This window comes from Rhizobium leguminosarum (genome assembly GCF_002953715.1).
Lineage (GTDB): Bacteria > Pseudomonadota > Alphaproteobacteria > Rhizobiales > Rhizobiaceae > Rhizobium > Rhizobium leguminosarum_V.
In genome coordinates this window covers 84,240-102,288 of the sequence record NZ_CP025013.1, presented here as the reverse complement: position 1 = coordinate 102,288, position 18,049 = coordinate 84,240, and the positions used below count along the sequence as shown (strand labels likewise).

The window sequence follows — 18,049 nt, the reverse complement described above, 5'->3', positions numbered from 1 at the left end:
TTTCATTTAAAATAGGAGAGCAAGGAGCTTACTTCCGCGCCACCGAGCTATCGGCACAAAACATCGAAAACGGCAATGCGCGCGATGCTCGATCTGTAACATTTTGCATGAAAAACAGATAGATGTTGCCATAATTCGGTAGAATGACAAGTGTTAAGGCGCCTGCATTTGCTGTCATTTTTTGCTGCACCGCAGCGTGAGGAACAAGATGTGAGATCGTGCATTTCAGTCGGATTGCCGTGAAAGTGCCGTTGACAGCTTATAAAATATATAACATCATTTACGGCATAAGTAACATACTTCTATCACGGAAGTGGGCTTCCGGATGGAGAATTTGCAGGCCCAGGCGGTTGGAGGAGACAGCCGCCGGTCTTGTTGAGGAGGCTTCCAATGGGAATTTTCGTCCAGAGTTGTGCTCTTGCGGGTGGCCCGCCGGCTTCTGTTCCGGTGCGACGCAATGCTTCAGCGCGCCTGCGATCATCATCGCGCTAGCCCTCCCGTCTTGCCATTCCAAGCCAAAGGCCGTCCGACATGAGTACCTCTCTCGATCATGCAGCATCAAAGCCGAGCAGCGGCAATCGCGGGCTCCTTGTCAGCGCGGCGTTGGCGGTCATCGTCGTTGCAGCGATCGCGTTCGACACGACGGTCGTCAAGATCGGCTCCGAAAACGATGTCCGCCAGCAGGTATTCTCTCCGGAAACCTTCGGCGCCGAGCAGTTCCCGAAGATCAAGGCAAATGTCGAGGAGCGGGCCATTGCGGCCGCCGATCTCGCGGCCGCCATTGCCGCCGACAAGAAGGCGGCGGCCGAGAAATACGGCACTGCGACGAGCACCGGACCGGTCATTCCCGTCACGCTGACTGGCGTTTTCGGCGCCCGCAAGTCGAACACCAACCAAATGAAGATTGATGGGTTGCCTCCCGAGACGGTGGTCCGTGTCCAGACCGGCCCTGCGGTCAACGGCACGGACCTCCGCGATGCAACCGGCACCATCGAATTCGGCCAGTTTACCAACCAGATCCAATATCAGGATGCCGGCTCGGCCATCAATAACGAGATGAAGAAGGCGGTTTTTGCGGGCCTGGATGCTGACGCCCTGGACGGAAAGCAGGCGACCGTGGTCGGCGTCTTCAAGCTCATCAACCCGAAGAACTGGCTGGTCACGCCGGTGAAGGTCGAGCTCAAATGAGCCAGCCGCAACGCAGCAACGGGGCGAAAGGCGAGGTCGTCCTCGCAGCCCGCAACATCGCAAAATCCTACGGCAGCGTTCACGCCCTGAAGGGAGTGAACTTCGACATCCATCGCGGCCAGGTCACAACCCTGTTCGGGGAGAATGGCGCGGGCAAGTCGACCTTGATGAAGATCCTTTCGGGTGTGGCGCAGCCAAGCTCGGGCGAGATCATTCTCGACGGCTCACCGATCAGCTTTACCTCGTCTACCCATGCGCGCGAGTGCGGGATCTCCATCATCCATCAGGAGCTCAGCCTCGCCCCCAATCTCAGTGTCCGTGACAATATTTTCATGGGCCGGGAGATCATCAAGGGCGGTGTCGTCGACTTCGCTGAAGAGGAGCGTCAGACCCGGGCGCTGATGGAAGAGCTCGAGGAAGACATCGATCCGCTGACGCGTGTCGAGGATCTTCGGCTCGGCCAGCAGCAGATCGTCGAGATTGCACGAGCCCTCTCCGTCAATTCGCGCATCCTGATCATGGACGAGCCGACCTCGGCGCTGAGCGCGACGGAAGTGGAAGTGCTCTTCAAGGTCATCCACGACCTGACGAGCCGCGGCGTGTCGATCGTCTACATCTCGCATCATCTGGAAGAGGCGCTGCAGATCACCAATCACGCCGTCGTTCTGCGCGACGGAAACATGACGGCCTATGCCGAGCGCAAGGATATCGATCTCGAATGGATCGTCCGCAACATGGTCGGCGAGAATTTCGACCTTGGCAGCCCGCCGCAAGGTCACCCGTTCGGTGACGTCTCGCTTTCCATCGAAAACCTCAGTGTCCCCGGCCCCTCCGGCGCTGCCTATAATGCAGTCGATCGTCTGTCTCTCAAGGTGCGTGCCGGTGAGATCGTCTGCATCTACGGGCTGATGGGCGCCGGGCGCACGGAATTGCTCGAATGCATTGCCGGACGTTTGCGCGCAAGTGGCGGACAGGTTCTGCTCGAAGGACAGGACGTCAGTGGGCTCAGCATCGCCAGGCGCATTGCCAGCGGTCTCGTGCTTGTTCCCGAAGATCGCCAGCGCGACGGCCTCGTCCAGACGATGACGGTCGGTTCCAATCTGTCGCTTGCGAGTATCCGCGCCTTCACCAAAGGGCTTTTCACCTCCGGCCATCGGGAGCGCGATCTCGTCAATGACGCGATCCGGCGGGTGCATGTGAAAACCGATGGCGGTGCAGCTTCGATCGGCTCGCTCTCCGGCGGCAACCAGCAGAAGGTCGTCATCGGCAAGATGCTGGCAACCCAGCCGAAGGTCATCCTGCTCGATGAGCCAAGCCGCGGCATCGACATCGGCGCCAAGGCGGAAGTTTTCAAGTTGCTTGCGGAGCGCGCCAAGCAGGGATTGGCGGTCATCTATTCGACGTCCGAAGTCAATGAATGCCTGAGTATCGCGCACCGCATCATCGTCATGCATCGCGGCAGGATATCGGCCGAGTTCGGCTCGGATGTTACCAAAGAAAAGATCATGGCCGCCTCCGGCGAAGCCGTGATCGCGCACTAGCCTGGATTATGGAGCACTGATTATGTCAGTCACGAACGTCACCGAAAAGAAATCAGTTTCCAGCGGGCCGAAGCGCAATACCAATATCGTGCGTCTCATCCTGGAGGGCCGGGCCTTCTTCGCGCTGATCGTCATCATCGCGGTCTTCTCGTTCCTGTCGCCCTATTACTTCACGCTGAACAACTTCCTGATCATGGCGTCGCACGTCGCGATCTTCGGCATTCTGGCGATCGGCATGCTGCTCGTCATCCTGAATGGCGGCATCGATCTGTCGGTCGGCTCGACACTGGGGCTTGCAGGCTGCATCGCCGGTTTCCTGATGCACGGCGTCACGCTCACCTATTTCGGCGTCATCCTCTATCCGCCGGTCTGGGCCGTCGTCGTCATCACATGTGCGCTCGGTGCGCTGGTCGGTGCGGTCAACGGCGTGTTGATCGCCTATCTCAAGGTGCCTGCCTTCGTCGCCTCGCTGGGCGTGCTCTACGTGGCCCGCGGTATCGCGCTCTTGATGACCAACGGCCTGACCTACAACAATCTCGGTGGCCGTCCGGAACTGGGCAATACCGGCTTCGACTGGCTCGGCTTCAACCGCCTCGCAGGCATTCCGATCGGCGTCATCGTGCTTGCGGTTCTCGCCATCATTTGCGGCATCGTGCTGAGCCGCACCGCCTTCGGCCGCTGGCTCTACGCCTCAGGCGGTAACGAGCGGGCCGCTGACCTCTCCGGCGTCCCGGTCAAGCGCGTGAAGATCATCGTCTATGTGCTTTCCGGCGTCTGTGCTGCGATCGCCGGCCTGGTCCTCTCCTCGCAGCTGACCTCCGCCGGTCCGACGGCAGGCACAACCTACGAGCTGACGGCGATCGCAGCCGTGGTCATCGGCGGCGCGGCGCTGACCGGCGGCCGCGGTACGGTTCGCGGCACGATGCTCGGCGCTTTCGTCATCGGTTTCCTTTCGGACGGCCTCGTGATCATCGGTGTCTCGGCCTACTGGCAGACCGTATTTACCGGCGCTGTGATCGTTCTCGCCGTCCTCATGAACAGCATCCAATACGGTCGCCGGGTCAAATCGTCCTGACGGCTGAGACTGAAACTTATCCACGACGGCAGGCTGGAATCCACGAAGCCGATTGGGGAAAGCACTGCCGGATCCCCGGCAATAACTGAGCTCACAAATGGGAGAGAGACTATGTTTAAGAAAGGCATGCGCATACTTCTGGCCGCCGCGGCCGTAGCACCGCTTCTGGCAAGCTCGGCTTGGGCAGCGGGCATGATGACGATCATCGTCAATGATCCGTCGAATCCCTATTGGCTGACGGAAGGCAATGTCGCCAAGGCAACTGCCGAAAAGCTGGGCTACACGGCCTCGGTCAACGCCCACAAGGGTGACACCAATACCGAAAGCAACCTGATCGATACGGCGATCACCAACAAGTCGGTTGCGATCATCCTCGACCCGGCAAACGCTGACGGTTCCGTCGGTGCGGTCAAGAAGGCCGTTGCTGCCGGCATCCCGGTCATCCTCGTCAACGCCGAAATCAACCAGGAAGGCCTGGCCAAGGCGCAGCTTGTTTCCAACAACGCACAGGGTGCCGCCCTCGGCGCACAGCAATGGGTCGAAGCGATCGGCGACAAGGGCAACTATGCCGAACTCTTCGGCGCGCCGTCCGACAACAATGCCGCAACGCGTTCGAACGGCTACGAGACCGTCCTTTCGCAGTATCCGGACCTGAAGAAGGTCGCCAAGGAAGTTGCCAACTGGGACCGCACCCAGGGCCACAACAAGATGCAGTCCATGCTGCAGGCCAACCCGGATATCGTCGGCGTCATCTCGGGCAATGACGAAATGGCGCTTGGTGCGATCTCCGCACTCAAGGAAGCCGGCAAGCTCGCCAATGTGAAGGTCGGCGGCTTCGACGGTTCGCCGGATGCCGTTGCTGCCATCAAGGCGGGCGAACTCCAGTACACCGTCCTCCAACCGGTTGCCGTCTTCTCCGAAGAAGCCGTCAAGCAGGCAGACAATCTGATCAAGACGGGTAACACCGGTGCCAAGAGCGAAAAACAGCTCTTCGATTGCCTGTTGATCACCAAGGACAACATCGACAAGTACACTGGCCCGTTCGTTCTAGCGCAGTAAACGGTAAAGGGGCGCTCGCAAGAGCGCCCTCATTTTCATGCTGGAAGCGATGGTCGGCCGTTCAATCGCCGGTTGCGTTTCTCCTTTTTGCCTTGGCGCGGCAATCACTGTACGAAGCTGGGATCCATAATTCAGCGACAGGGGTGACCCGTGACACAGAAGACCAGCCGGGACGACGATCTGTTGGACCAGCTCACCAGCGACAGCCGGCAGACGCGCCAGATCGCGCGCCGCCGCATGATTGCAGAGGCCGTGATGGGTGAAGGCTCGATGCGGATTGAAGACCTGACCGACCGCTTTGGGATCAGCCTGATGACGGCTCACCGCGATGTCGATGAACTCGTCAGCCGCGGCCTCTTCAGGAAGACGCGCGGCATTGTCACGGCGGCGGCGACCAATCTCATCGAATCCAGCGACGTCTATCGCTCGAACCGTCAGTCGGCCGAAAAGAAGCTAATTGCCGAGGCGGCCATGCAATTCGTCGAACCGGGACAGGCGATCTTTTTCGATGACTCGACCACGGTACTTCAGATGGCGGCGCATCTGCCTTCGAAGGCGCCGGTTACCGCAATTACCAATTCCCTGACGCTGATGAATGCGCTGACGGGTCTGCACGACGTGACGCTGCTCGCCCTCGGCGGCCAGTATTACAATTGGTGCAATGCCTTCATGGGTCGCATGACCATCAACGAGATCAAGGCTCTCAGGGCCGATGTCGCGTTCATCTCGATGTCGGCGATCAGCGACGGCACGGTGCTGCACCAGTCTCCTGAGACAGTGGATACCAAGCGCGCCATGTTCGACAGTTCCGTAAAACGCATCCTGCTTGCCGATCATACCAAGTTCGAACGGCGCGCACTCCACAGTTTCGCAGCACTGGATGAGTTCGACGTCGTGATCGTCGACGACAAGACCCAGCCGGTGCACATCGACCGCATGCGGTCCAGAGATATCAACGTGGTCATCGCCAAGGGCGCCGGAGGGCGCTCCTGACGGCGTGGGCCAGTTGCTCGTCATGAGGTAAACCTGAATGCCGACACTGCTCGGGATCGATAGTGGTTTGACAGTCACCAAGGCGGTCATCTTCGATATCGACGGCACGCCGCTTGCAGCCGCGCGTCGCCGCGTCACGCAGTTTATTCCGAAGGCCCGCCATATCGAGCGCGACATGGATGAATTGTGGAGCGCGACGGCCAATGCCATCCGCGAAGCGATTTCGCTCAGCGGGCGGCCGGCAAGCGACATAGAGGGCATTGCCGCTACTGCGCATGGAGACGGCATCTACCTACTCGATCACGCCCAAAAGCCGCTTGGCCGGGCCATTCTCTCGCTGGACAGCCGGGCAGGGGCGATCGTCGACCGGTGGACGAAAAGCGACGTCGCCGACCTGGCGATCGAACTGACGGGGCAGATCCCACACGTCTCCGCGCCATCGGCATTGCTTGCCTGGATCCGCGAAATGGAGCCTGAGCGCTACAAGCGCATCGGCCATTTCATCAGCTGCAAGGACTGGCTGCGGTTCTGCCTGACCGGGACCATCGGTACGGACCGCACCGAAGCCAGCACCTCCTTCACCAATGTCAAGACGCAGAACTACAGTGAGGATGCCCTGCGGCTGTTTGGCTTGCAGGATCTCGTCCACGCCCTGCCGCCGGCCTCACGCTCCGACCAGATCGTCGGACGCGTGACCCGTGAAGCCGCGCAGCTGACGGGCCTTGCCGAGGGAACGCCTGTCGTTGCCGGTCTGCACGACGTCACGGCCTCGGCGCTCGGGGCAGGGGGCTATGCCAAGGGCGTTGTCGCGGTCATTGCCGGGACCTATTCGATCAACGAGACGCTTTCGTCGGAACCGCGTGTCGACCGGCGCTGGTTCTGCCGCAACGGGATTGCGCCCGGCATCTGGAACAGCATGTCGATCTCGCCTGCATCGACAGCGAATTACGACTGGTTTCTGGACACGCTCTGCGCCGCCGAACGGAAAAATGGCGAGGTGCAAGGCAACTCGATCCACAGCCTGCTGGCGCCCGAGATCGCGGCCGCTTTCGAGCGCCCCTCGACCGCGCTCTTCCATCCTTATCTGTTCGGCTCGCCTTATGGCGCGGCGGCCAGCGCCGGCTTCTTCGGGCTCGGTGGATGGCACGACCGCGGCGACATGCTGCGCGCCGTGCTAGAGGGCATCGCTTTCAATCATCGCATTCATGTCGACGCGCTTCGCGACGGCTTTGCCTTCGATCAGACGCGGCTCGCCGGGGGCATCTCGCGCAACCCTGCCGTCGTGCAGATGTTTGCCGATGTGCTTGGCATGCCGGTCACGGTAACCGAGATGGATGAGGCGGCCGCCTGGGGTGCTGCGCTTTGTGCCGGGTCGGGCGCCGGGATCTTCGCCGATCCGCAGAGCGATCCGCGCGACACGGCCTCCATCGCAAAGACTTGCCGGCCCGATGCGGCGCGCAGCGCGGATTATGAGAAGCGTTACCAGGTGTTCCGCGACATTGCCGACGCGATGATCCCCCTTTGGCCTAGGATTTCCGCGCTTGCGCCGGAGCAATCGGCAAACTGAAAAGACAGATGTCTGCTGCGGCGGGCGATTTAGGACGATGAGCATGACCCCCGATTTGCAGCAGCGCTTCTCGAATCTCGGCGAGAACGATATCGACGTTTTGATCATCGGGGCGGGCATCAACGGCGCCGGCCTCTTTCGTGACCTCTCGATACAGGGTGTCAATTGCCTGATCGTCGACAAGGCCGACTTTGGTTCCGGCACGAGCGCCGCACCATCGCGTCTCATCCACGGCGGCCTGAAATATCTGGAAACGGGTGAGTTCGGACTGGTTGCGCAGTCGACGCTTGAGCGCAACCTCCTGCTCAAGAACGCGCCGCATTGCGTCGAGCCGCTGCCGACCTTCATTCCTGTCTTTTCCTGGACCCGCGGTATCTGGGCAGCGATCAGGACGCTCTTCGGGTCGAAGACGGCGCCACGCAGCCGTGGTGCCGTGCTCATCAAGATCGGGCTTCGGCTCTACGACTTTTTCGGTTCGCGCGACCAGGTCATGCCGCGCCACCGGCTGATCCTGAAGAAACAGGCGCGCAAGGAAATGCCGCATGTCACCCCCGCCATCGTCGCCGGCGGCATCTATTACGACGCCAAGATCAGCAGGCCGGAGCGGCTCGTCTATGAGCTCGTGAGCGATGGTCTCGATGCGAATGCGAGGAGCCTCGCGGCAAATTTCGCGACACTGGCTGCCGTTTCCGAAGGGCATTTGACCTTCCGGCAGCCCGATGGTCGCGATGTCACCGTTGCTCCCAAGCTGGTCGTCAATGCGGCAGGTCCTTGGATCGATCACGTCAACACTTTGCTCGGCGCTCCATCGCGGCTGATCGGCGGCACGAAGGGTTCCCATATCCTGCTTGAGCATCCCGAATTGGTGCGAAGCCTCAACGGCCACATGATCTATTTCGAGGCCGACGACGGCCGCATCTGCCTGGTCTACGACTATCTCGGGCTGGCACTGGTCGGTTCGACCGACATTCCGGCGGATGATCCGGACAATGTCCGCTGCGAGGAGCCGGAAACCGAGTATTTCCTCGAAAGCGTCCGTTCGCTGCTGCCGACGCTCCGCTTCGATCGCGACCAGATCGTCTTCAGCTATAGCGGCATCCGCCCGCTGCCGGCATCGGATGCGACCGCACCGGGGCTGATCAGCCGCGATCACTCCGCGCCGGTAAAGGAGCCAGGGAGCGGCAGACCGTTTCCGATCATTTCGCTGGTCGGAGGCAAGTGGACGACGTTCCGCGGCTTTGCGGAAGAGGTCGCCGACACCGTTCTCTCCCGGCTGCAGCGCAGCCGCAGCCAGTCGACACGTTATCTGGCGATCGGCGGCGGCAAGGTCTTTCCGGTTGATGCCCAGCAACGTAGCGCCTGGATCAGGGATACCGCGTCACGCAGCGGCGTTGCCGCCGAGCGTGCCGACGAACTGCTCCGCCGCTACGGCACGACGGCCGCAGCCCTGCTTTCTTCTGTTTCAGGCTATACCGACGAGCAGCGCCTGACGGGTGCGCCGCGTTACAGTCTCCGCGAGATCGACTGGATCGTCCGGAACGAAATTGTCGTCCACCTGTCGGACATCGTGATGCGCCGCACGACGCTTGCGATCGAGGGCCGGTTGACGCTGGCAGGCCTGCAGGAAATCGCCGGCGTTGCCGGGGCAGCGCTCGATTGGAATGCCGAACGAACGGCGAGCGAAATTCAGGACGTTGTCAGCCAGCTGAGCCGCTTCCACGGCCAGGCACTGACAGGCAAGGTTGCCGCCGAGCCGGAAAAGGCACCGCGCCCGGCGTCAGGCTAACCCAGTTTCAGGAGAAAGCCGGATCGAGGGAACCGGACTTGTAACGCTTCGCCATTTCCGAAACGGGAAGGGGCGTGATGCGGCCGGCCATACCGGCGGTGCCGAACTGTTCGAAGCGCTCCTTGCAGAGCTTGGTCAGCGCCGTCATCGCCGGCTTCAGATATTTGCGCGGATCGAACTCGCTTGGGTCCTCCTGCAGCACACGGCGGATCTGGCCGGTCATCGCCATTCTGCCGTCGGTATCGATATTGACCTTGCGAACGCCGTTCTTGATGCCGCGCTGGATTTCCTCGACCGGCACTCCCCATGTCGGCTTCATCTCCCCGCCGTACTTGTTGATGATCTCCTGCAGTTCGATCGGGACCGAGGACGAGCCATGCATGACGAGATGTGTGTTCGGGAGCTTACGATGAATTTCTTCAATGACGTTCATCGCCAGTACCGAACCGTCCGGCTTGCGGGTGAACTTGTAGGCGCCATGCGATGTGCCCATCGCGATGGCGAGCGCGTCGACCTTGGTTTCGCGCACGAATTTCACGGCTTCGTCCGGATCGGTCAGCAACTGGTCATGCGAAAGCTTGCCCTCGGCGCCGTGGCCGTCCTCGGCCTCGCCCATGCCGGTCTCGAGAGAACCGAGAACGCCGAGTTCGCCTTCCACCGAGATGCCGCCGAAATGCGCCATATCAGTCACCATCTTGGTGACGCCGACATTATAGGCCCAGTCGGCGGGCGTCTTGGCGTCCGCCTTCAGTGAACCATCCATCATCACCGAGGTAAAACCCGCCTGGATCGCCGTCATGCAGTTGGACGGATCGTTGCCGTGATCGAGATGCACGCAGACCGGGATATGCGGATAGATTTCAACGACGGCATCCATCATGTGCTTCAGCATGATGTCATTGGCATAGGCGCGGGCTCCGCGCGACGCCTGCATGATAACCGGCGCCTGACACGCGTCCGCGGCCTCCATGATGGCGAGCGCCTGCTCCATGTTGTTGATGTTGAAAGCGGGAACGCCGTAGCCTTCCTCCGCAGCATGGTCGAGCAGTTGCCTCAGCGTAATGCGTGCCATCCAAGATTCCCCCATATCGATGGTCGATCGAAACGCCGCCATCTCTTCGAAACTAGAGCCCGGGCGTGAGCCGTTCAAGCGTCTTATTTTAATCGGCAAAATGGCATAGGAGCAGGAATGTAACAAGCAGCAATAACAATATCACAAACGACGTGATATTTCTCAAGAGTCATTCCGCGTGCACGGGCCGAATGAAATTCAGTGCCTGTGCTGAAGAGATGAGGCGTCATCCCCCTTGCCGGTGATAGCAAGAACTCTTCGGCCAGACGCCCGTGCGGCCGTTGAATCCAGAATATCGGGCAAACCGGGTCAGATGAGACCGTATTGTTCCGCCTTATTGCGCAGGAACGGCAGGCCTTTGTCCATGACCTCTTCCATATCGCGTGCAACGGGGCGCCAGACGGCCAGGCCATAGGCCACCTCAGGCGGCATGTTGATGAAGCTTTCCATCGCAAGTCCGCCCTTGAAGCCGATTGCGGCGAGCGCGGCATAGATCGGATCCCACGGGATGTTCCCGTAGCCCGGCGTGCCGCGGTCGCTTTCGGAAAGATGGATGTATTTCAGATGATCGCGGGCGATCAGGATGCCGTTTGCCGCGCCCTTCTCCTCGATATTCATGTGGTAGGTGTCGAGGTGAACGAAGATATTGTCCGCGCCGACACGCTCCACCATGTCGACGGCCTGCTGCGCCGAGTTGATCAGGTGGTTCTCATAGCGGTTCACGGCCTCGACGCCGAGCTGGATGCCGTACTTCTTCGCATGCTTTGCCGCTGCGTCGAGCACCTTGGCGATATTGTCGTATTCGCCCTGCGTCGGCGGCACGCCGGTGCGCTCGCCAATGCCGCCGAAGATGACGCCGGACAGGGCCTCGGCGTTCATTTCTGCGGTCTTTTCGATCGCAACCTTCAGGTGCTCGATCGCCGCATCCGGGCGGACCGAGGCCCAGGCATGTTCCGGCAGGCCGAGCGAGCAGACGGCGCGCAGCTTGTTCTTTTCAAGCAGGTCGCGGGTATGTTTGGCATCGACGGCAGGCGCGTTCAGCAGCGCGATCTCGATGAAATCCATCTTGTAGTGCACGGCTCCGGCAATCGCCTTCTCGGCGCCTGCGCGATCCCAGTTCATGGTCCACATGCTGGTGTGAACGCCGAAACCTTCCATGGTCGTATCTCCTATTTCACGATTCTGATGAACTTGGCCGAGAACCACCGCAGCACCATCACGACGATGAGCAGGATGCCCCAGACGGCAGTGGTGAGGTGCTGGTTGGCGCCGAGCAGGTTGAGCCCCGAAGAGAGAAGCTGCAGCACGATAAGCGCCACGAAGACGGGCAGGACGCGGCCGAAGCCGCCAAAGGGATTGATGCCGCCGAGAAAGCAGGCAAGCACGGTGATCAGCAGATAGGACTCGCCGTGGCCGACGCGCACCGAATTGAAGCGCGCAAGCATGATGATGCCGGCAACCGCCGCCATCACGCCGGAGAGCATATAGACCAGCACCAGAACCTTGCGGGTGTTGATGCCGGAATAGCGGGCAGACTCGATATTGGAGCCGATCATGTAGGTGGAAAAGCCGAGCTTGGAGCGCGAGAGCAGGACGTGGCTGGCGATCACGCAGGCGATCAGGATCAACAAAGGTACCGGGATGCCGAGGATGCTGCCGTGGCCGATCGGAGCGACGAAGGTGGGGAAGCCCGAGATATCGCCGCCGCGCGTCAGGAACTCGCCGAGGCCGCGCAGGAAGATCATCATCGACAGCGAAACGAGGATCGGATGGGCGCGGGTAAAGGCGATGACCAGGCCCATGACCAGGCCGCTGGCCGCACCGACGGCAAGAGCGAGAGCCGAGCCCAGGAGGAAGGCGCCCGGGCCGGCATCGATGCCGCCATTGGCCTGAAGCGTCCAGGCGAGCGTCAGGCCGGCGATGTTGGCGGTGAAGGTGATCGCAAGGTTGAGGCCGCCGGTGAGGATCGGCATCAGCATGGCAAGCGTCAGAACGCCAAGCTCTGGAAGCTGAAAGGCAACCGATCCGAAGGTCGCGCCCGTCAGGAAATGCGGCGAGGCGAAACCGAAGACGACAAGCACCGCCGCCAGCGCGGCGAGGGGACCGGCCATGTCGGCCCCGAAGATGGCGTTGAAGCGGGCGGCAAGCGCGTTCATCAGCTCTCTCCCCTGTCTGCAGGCCTGTCACCGGTCGATTTGCGGGTCGCAAACACCGGCACCAGATTGCCGATGCGGGCGCTCGACAAGGTGATCGCGACGAGGATGATCGCGCCGACGATCATCTTGAATGCGAACGGCGAGACGCCCATCAGGTTGAGGCCGTTCTGAGTGATCGAGACGAGCAGCACGCCCAGCACGCAACCGAGCACCGAGCCCTTGCCGCCGCCCAGCCGCGCCCCACCGAGCACAACTGCGGCCAGGACATCGAGCTCGCGGCCATAAAGTGCGTTCGGCACGACTTCCTGCGCATAATGCGCCTGCATGAGCCCGGCGATGCCTGCCATCAACCCAAGCCAGCCGAAGGCGATGAACTGCATGGCGCCGATATTGATGCCGAAGCGGCGCGCGCCTTCCGGATTGTCGCCGAAGGCATAGAGCTGCCGGCCGGTCGTCGTGCGGGTAATGAAGAACCAGGTGGAGATGGTGCAGACGGCCATGACGACAACCGGCAACGTGATCTCAGCCCAGCTCCCATCGGCCATTTCGCGCTCGTAGATGATGACGCGGCTCGTCAGCCAGTCGGGCAGATTGTAGATCGACACCCCCTTGGTGAAAAACATCAGCAGGCCGAAATAGACGTTGAAGGTCGCGATCGTCGCGACGATCGAGATGATCCGGAAGCGGTGGATCAGGAAGGCGTTGATCATGCCGAGCACGATGCCGATGCCGGCAGCAATCAGGAAGCCGGATACCCATCCACCCCCGCCGATCCGCTCGAGCGCAAGGGCAGTGACATATTGCACGATCGAGGCGGCGACGGCGAAGGAGATGTCGATCCCGCCTGATATCAGCACCACGAGCAGGCCGACGGCGAAGATGATATTGACCGCGCTGATATTGAGCAGGTCGAAGACATTGCCGAGCGTGAAGAAACGGTCGGTCATGAAAGCCAGGACAACGCTCATCGCGATGATGACGGCAAACAGCACGAATTCGGTGGTATGGGACAGGAACAGCTTACGCATAGACCGCCGTCTCCAGGTCCTTCAGTGTGGTCGCGCGTGGATCGTGCCAGCCGGCGATGCGGCCCTTTTCCATATGGATGATCCGATCGGCGTTGAAATAGACCTCCGGCACCTCGTCCGAAATCAGGATGATCGCAAGCCCCGCCTCGGCGAGGCGTGCAACGATTTCGAAGATGCCGGCGCGGGCGCCGACATCGACGCCGACCGTCGGCGCATCGAGGATCAGCACCTTGGGATCGGTGGCGAGCCATTTGGCAATCGCAATGCGCTGCTGGTTGCCGCCCGACAGCGTCGAGATCGCATCGTCCTGCTTGCCGATCCTGACGCCGAGATCGGCGATCCAGCGCGCAACCAGCGAGCGCTTCTTTTCCGACGAAATGAGCCGGCCACTCAGGATACGGTTAAGCGAGGCCATGACCAGATTGTCGGCGATGGATTGCGGCTGGTTGAGACCGAGCGAAAGGCGGTCTTCGGAGAGATAAGCGACGCCGGCGGCAATCGCCTCGCGGTTGGAGGCAAAGCGCACCGGCTTTCCCTCCAACACGATCGTGCCGGCGGCGGGCTTGCGCATGCCGAACAGCGTGAGTGCAAGTTCGGTGCGCCCGGAGCCGAGCAGGCCGGTGATCCCGAGCGTCTCGCCACGGCGCAGATCGAAGGAAATGTCCTCGAACTCGCCGGGCCGGGAAAGCTTGCTGACAGAAAGCAGGACCGGGTTCTGCGATAGGTCGCGGGTGCGAACATTCTGGTCGAAGGTACGCCCGGTCATCAGCTCGGTGATCTTGGACTGGGTCATGCCCTCCACCGGATAGATCCCGACCAGCGCACCATCGCGCAGCACCGTGATGCGCGAGGAGATTTCCAGCACTTCCGCAAGACGATGGCTGACGAAGACCACGGCAACGCCCGAAGCCGACAGCGTGCGCACGATCGCCAGCAGATGATCGGTCTCAGACTGGGTGAGCGAGGCGGTCGGTTCGTCCATGAAGACGATCCGGGCCTCTCCGACCAGCGAGCGGGCGATGGCGACGATCTGACGCTGCGCGATGGCGAAGTCCTTGAGGGGTCTGTCGACGTCGAGGGTGATGCCGAGTCGGGCGAGCGCCTCCTCGGCTATCCTGCGGATCGCGGCATAATTGACGAAGCGCGGGCGCGAACCGGCAAGGGTCTGGAAGGCGATGTTTTCCGCCACGCTCATTTCCGGAAAGAGCGCGAGGTCCTGCCAGATGATCTGGATGCCGCGGGACTGGGCCATGCCTGGCGTCATGTGGGATATCGTCTCGCCGTCGAAGACGATCTCGGCGCCGTCTGCAGGCCGATAGACGCCTGATATCACCTTGATAAGGGTGCTCTTGCCGGAACCATTTTCGCCGGCCAGGCAATGCACCTCGCCAGGCAAGACTTCGAAGGAGACGTTTTTCAGCGCCTTCACACCGCCGAATGTCATGTTGATGCCGCGAAGCGAAAGAAGCGGCTGGGCCTTCACACCATCATCCGTTGCCATGCTCATGCCGGTTGCCTGTCCAGTCGAATGCCATGAAAGGTCAATGGTCCAGCCATGGCCGGATAACCGCTCTTTTTCCCGAACGTCGGGCCGGTCCATGTCGACCGGCCCGACACCCGGGGAGGGGGCCTCTTCAGAGGCCCATTGCGGCCAGGTCGTCGACCGTATCCCTGTTGATCGGCAGCAGTTGATCGACGATGATGTCGTTGCCGACGGGCTTGATCACGCCGAGACCCGGAATGTCATCACCTTCCTTGACGCTCTCGCCCTTGATCAGGCGATCGGCGAGCGTGACGAAGACTTCGCCGGCCTGTTTCGGATTCCACATGAAGCCGCCCGATATCGCACCTGATTTGATCAGCTTTTGGCCCTGGCCGGGCGAGAACGGGCCGAGCACGAAGATCTTGCCCGTCTTGCGGCGTTCCTCGACAGCGCGCCCGGCTCCGATCGGGCCTTGGCTGCCGAAGGCGAGGAAGCCTTTCAGATCCGGATGGGCAGCGATGAGATCAAGCGCCGTCGAGCGGCTTTTGTCGACATCTTCTGCGACGCCATAACGGTCGCCTACGAGTTTCATGTCCGGGTAATTCGCCTTGATATAGGCGATTGCGGCGTCCGCCCAGGCATTGTGCAGCGGAACGGTCAGCGAGCCGACAAAGACGGCATATTCGCCCTTGCCGCCCATCTTTTCGGCGAGCAGCTTGCCATGCGCCTCACCAAAACCGGTCGACGATGCGAGTTCGAAATTCCAGTCGGCGCCTTTCTGCGAGGGCGATTCATGCGTAATGACCTTGATGCCGGCGGCTTGCGCCTTGGTGAGCACGGGCTCGAGCACCTTGGCATCGTTCGGAACCACACCGATAACCTTGACGCCCTGGGCGATCAGGTCTTCGATGGCGCGCACCTGCAGCGCAGGGTCGGCGCTGGTCGGGCCGATCATGAAGGCATCGACGCCTAATTTCTTGCCCTGTTCCTTGATGCCGGCCTCCATCGCGTTGAACCATGGAATGCCGCCGATCTTGACGACAACGCCGACCTTCGGCGCGTCCTGCGCAAACGCGACCACCGCCCCGGCAAGCGACAGCGATGCGGCAAATGCCGCTACGATAAGTCTCCTCATCTTCACTCCTCCTCAAGGTCGCTCATGGCGAACGACGACCACCGGCCGCTTTGCGGCAGGTTGTTCCTTGTTGCTTCACGGCGAGGGAATACCCTTGCCTCCCGTCCCGCCTCCTCCGGCGAACCATCTTTGCACAATCGATCTTTCTTTTTTGCACAATCGATGGTGCAATGACTATCGATCAAGGTGGGGCTTTCGTCAAGAGGGGTTTGTTTCTAAGGGAACGACAGCGGAAAAGGCGAGATATGGCAGACATCAAGAAGAAGGCGACAATCTACGACCTCTCGATCCTATCGGGTGCGTCGGCTTCCACGGTAAGCGCCGTGCTGAACGGAAGCTGGCGGAAGCGTCGTATCAAGGAGGCGACGGCCCAGCTCATTCAGAACCTGGCGAACGAGCACGGATATACGGCCAACCTTCAGGCCCGCGGCCTGCGTTCGTCCCGCTCCGGCCTCGTCGGTCTTCTGCTGCCGGTGCACGACAACCGCTATTTCTCCTCCATGGCGCAATCTTTCGAGGCTCAAGTCAGAAGCCGCGGCCAGTGCCCCCTCGTCGTCAGCGCCTGTCGCGATCCGGACGAGGAGCGCCAGGTCGTCGAGACACTGATCTCCTATTCGATCGACGAACTTTTCATCGCGGGCGCAACCGATCCCGATGGTGTGCACAAGGTCTGCGAAAAGGCAGGGCTGAAACACGTCAACATCGATCTGCCCGGCACGCTGGCGCCGTCGGTCATCAGCGACAATTATGAAGGTGCGCGCATGCTGACACAGGCGATCATCGAACGCGCGCAGGAAGATGGACCGCTTTCGCCTGACGATCTGTACCTGTTCGGCGGCCGTAACGACCATGCCAGTCATGAGCGAATTCGCGGTTTCCGCGACGTAAAGCGCGCACTGCTGGGCGCGGATCCGGATGTCTGCATCCAGCCGACCGGCTATTCCCCTGCCATGACGGCCCGCGCCTTCGAAGCCTTCTACGAAGGCCACGGAAAGCTGCCACGCACATTCTTCGTCAATTCCTCGATCAACCTCGAAGGGCTGATGCGCTTCCTCGCGCTGCACCCGCATGAGACCTTCGCCGACATCATCGTCGGCTGCTACGATTACGATCCCTTCGGCTCCTTCCTGCCTTTCCCCGTCTTCATGATCCGGCAGGACAGCGAGGCGATGATCACCAAGGGGTTTGCGATCCTCGATGCGGACCGCGGCCCGCCAATCACGCATCAGGTTCGGCCGACCCTCGTCCCACCGCGCACGGCGCTGACCGGCCCACTCGATGCGCTGAAGGATATCGAGTAATGCGTCCCGCCTCGTTTCGCTACGATCAAGGATGGCGGAGGATGCTTGGCGTGCAGCTTGCACCACATAGGCGCGCCTGATGATCCTGGTGCCGCGCGGAGGATTCGATCATAGCACGCGCCACCTCGAGAAATTGATCGCCGACCAGAGGAGCCTGATGAAGATAGATGCGCTCGCTCCAAGCGAAGCGGATAGCCAACGGCTTTGCTCTTGACAGGCTGTGTTATAGGAGCGGGTCATGACATCACTGATCGATTTCGATTGCCGAGGCTGCGGAGCCTGCTGCTCCTTTTCGCCGACCTTACCGATGTCAGTCGCGCGCCTTCAGGTGCAGCATCGGGTGATGCTCGTAGTGGCCGGCGCCATTCGCCACGATGGGATCACGCGCGGTAATCGTCGCGATGTCCTGATCATCGGCGATCCGGTAAAGCGAGACGCCATAGCCACCTGCCGGATCCATGACGGGGCCATGCGCAACGATCACTCCCTTTTCGAGCAAGTCGTCGAGGAAGGCACCGTGCTGCGCCATCCATGTCTTTTCGTCGGCGCTCATCGTCGCCAGGAAATCGTCGCGTGGCGGGATGTATTTGCAAAGGTAACATTTCATTGACTTGCTCCATAATCCGCGCGCTTTTGGCATCGGCGGATTTTGCTTGGTGTTCAAT

The 18,049-nt window shown here is 61.0% G+C and carries 15 protein-coding genes and 1 pseudogene; 9 read left to right on the top strand and 7 right to left on the bottom strand.

Annotated features, from left to right (window positions below; translation table 11 throughout):
* The first annotated feature begins 531 nt into the window (after positions 1–531).
* The 7 genes from CUJ84_RS24785 (at position 532) to CUJ84_RS24755 (ending at position 9,209) form a co-directional block, all read left to right on the top strand.
* Positions 532–1,188 carry a DUF2291 domain-containing protein gene (locus CUJ84_RS24785; protein ID WP_105008375.1) on the top strand — a complete coding sequence of 219 codons (657 nt, stop codon included), beginning with the start codon at positions 532–534 and terminating at the stop codon, positions 1,186–1,188.
* Positions 1,185–2,729 carry a sugar ABC transporter ATP-binding protein gene (locus CUJ84_RS24780; protein WP_105008374.1) on the top strand — a complete coding sequence of 515 codons (1,545 nt, stop codon included), beginning with the start codon at positions 1,185–1,187 and terminating at the stop codon, positions 2,727–2,729. Before CUJ84_RS24785 ends, CUJ84_RS24780 begins: the two co-directional genes overlap by 4 nt.
* A gap of 22 nt (positions 2,730–2,751) precedes the next feature.
* Entirely contained in the window at positions 2,752–3,804 is a 1,053-nt protein-coding gene (locus CUJ84_RS24775) for an ABC transporter permease (protein ID WP_003562489.1), read from the top strand.
* A 111-nt stretch (positions 3,805–3,915) separates the two neighbouring features.
* A complete protein-coding gene (locus CUJ84_RS24770; RefSeq protein ID WP_105008373.1) occupies positions 3,916–4,863 on the top strand; it encodes a D-ribose ABC transporter substrate-binding protein in 948 nt (315 codons plus the stop codon).
* A 150-nt stretch (positions 4,864–5,013) separates the two neighbouring features.
* Positions 5,014–5,856 (top strand): DeoR/GlpR family DNA-binding transcription regulator, encoded by an 843-nt coding sequence (locus tag CUJ84_RS24765; protein ID WP_105008372.1) that lies wholly within the window; start codon positions 5,014–5,016, stop codon positions 5,854–5,856.
* A 37-nt stretch (positions 5,857–5,893) separates the two neighbouring features.
* Entirely contained in the window at positions 5,894–7,423 is a 1,530-nt protein-coding gene (locus CUJ84_RS24760) for an FGGY-family carbohydrate kinase (RefSeq protein ID WP_105008371.1), read from the top strand.
* Between the two features lie 37 nt (positions 7,424–7,460).
* A complete protein-coding gene (locus CUJ84_RS24755) occupies positions 7,461–9,209 on the top strand; it encodes a glycerol-3-phosphate dehydrogenase/oxidase (RefSeq protein ID WP_105008370.1) in 1,749 nt (582 codons plus the stop codon).
* Between the two features lie 7 nt (positions 9,210–9,216).
* Here CUJ84_RS24755 and fba read toward each other — a convergent pair whose 3' ends face one another.
* From fba to CUJ84_RS24725, 6 genes are all read right to left on the bottom strand, one after another.
* Complete coding sequence (gene fba / locus CUJ84_RS24750) at positions 9,217–10,281, bottom strand: class II fructose-bisphosphate aldolase (protein ID WP_105008369.1); 1,065 nt, start codon at positions 10,279–10,281, stop codon at positions 9,217–9,219.
* 309 nt (positions 10,282–10,590) lie between these two features.
* Positions 10,591–11,439: a sugar phosphate isomerase/epimerase family protein gene (locus CUJ84_RS24745; protein WP_105008368.1), complete on the bottom strand. Its 849-nt coding sequence runs from the start codon at positions 11,437–11,439 to the stop codon at positions 10,591–10,593.
* 11 nt (positions 11,440–11,450) lie between these two features.
* Positions 11,451–12,437 carry an ABC transporter permease gene (locus tag CUJ84_RS24740; RefSeq protein WP_105008367.1) on the bottom strand — a complete coding sequence of 329 codons (987 nt, stop codon included), beginning with the start codon at positions 12,435–12,437 and terminating at the stop codon, positions 11,451–11,453.
* Positions 12,437–13,465, bottom strand: a complete 1,029-nt coding sequence (locus CUJ84_RS24735; protein WP_105008366.1) for an ABC transporter permease — start codon at positions 13,463–13,465, stop codon at positions 12,437–12,439. The genes CUJ84_RS24740 and CUJ84_RS24735 overlap by 1 nt, the downstream gene beginning before the upstream one ends.
* Positions 13,458–14,972, bottom strand: a complete 1,515-nt coding sequence (locus CUJ84_RS24730; protein ID WP_105008365.1) for a sugar ABC transporter ATP-binding protein — start codon at positions 14,970–14,972, stop codon at positions 13,458–13,460. Before CUJ84_RS24730 ends, CUJ84_RS24735 begins: the two co-directional genes overlap by 8 nt.
* Before the next feature lie 127 nt (positions 14,973–15,099).
* The gene (locus CUJ84_RS24725; RefSeq protein WP_105008364.1) at positions 15,100–16,083 is read right to left on the bottom strand and encodes an autoinducer 2 ABC transporter substrate-binding protein; all 984 of its coding nucleotides are present in this window, start codon (positions 16,081–16,083) and stop codon (positions 15,100–15,102) included.
* 245 nt (positions 16,084–16,328) lie between these two features.
* Between CUJ84_RS24725 and CUJ84_RS24720 the strand changes: the two genes are divergently transcribed.
* Positions 16,329–17,384 carry a LacI family DNA-binding transcriptional regulator gene (locus CUJ84_RS24720; protein ID WP_105008363.1) on the top strand — a complete coding sequence of 352 codons (1,056 nt, stop codon included), beginning with the start codon at positions 16,329–16,331 and terminating at the stop codon, positions 17,382–17,384.
* A gap of 238 nt (positions 17,385–17,622) precedes the next feature.
* Positions 17,623–17,691 (top strand): annotated as a pseudogene (locus tag CUJ84_RS39290) (YkgJ family cysteine cluster protein); the annotation flags it as partial.
* A 3-nt stretch (positions 17,692–17,694) separates the two neighbouring features.
* On the opposite strand, the gene CUJ84_RS24710 reads toward CUJ84_RS39290, so the two are convergent.
* Positions 17,695–17,991 carry a YciI family protein gene (locus CUJ84_RS24710; RefSeq protein ID WP_029871574.1) on the bottom strand — a complete coding sequence of 99 codons (297 nt, stop codon included), beginning with the start codon at positions 17,989–17,991 and terminating at the stop codon, positions 17,695–17,697.
* Between the last annotated feature and the right edge of the window lie 58 nt (positions 17,992–18,049).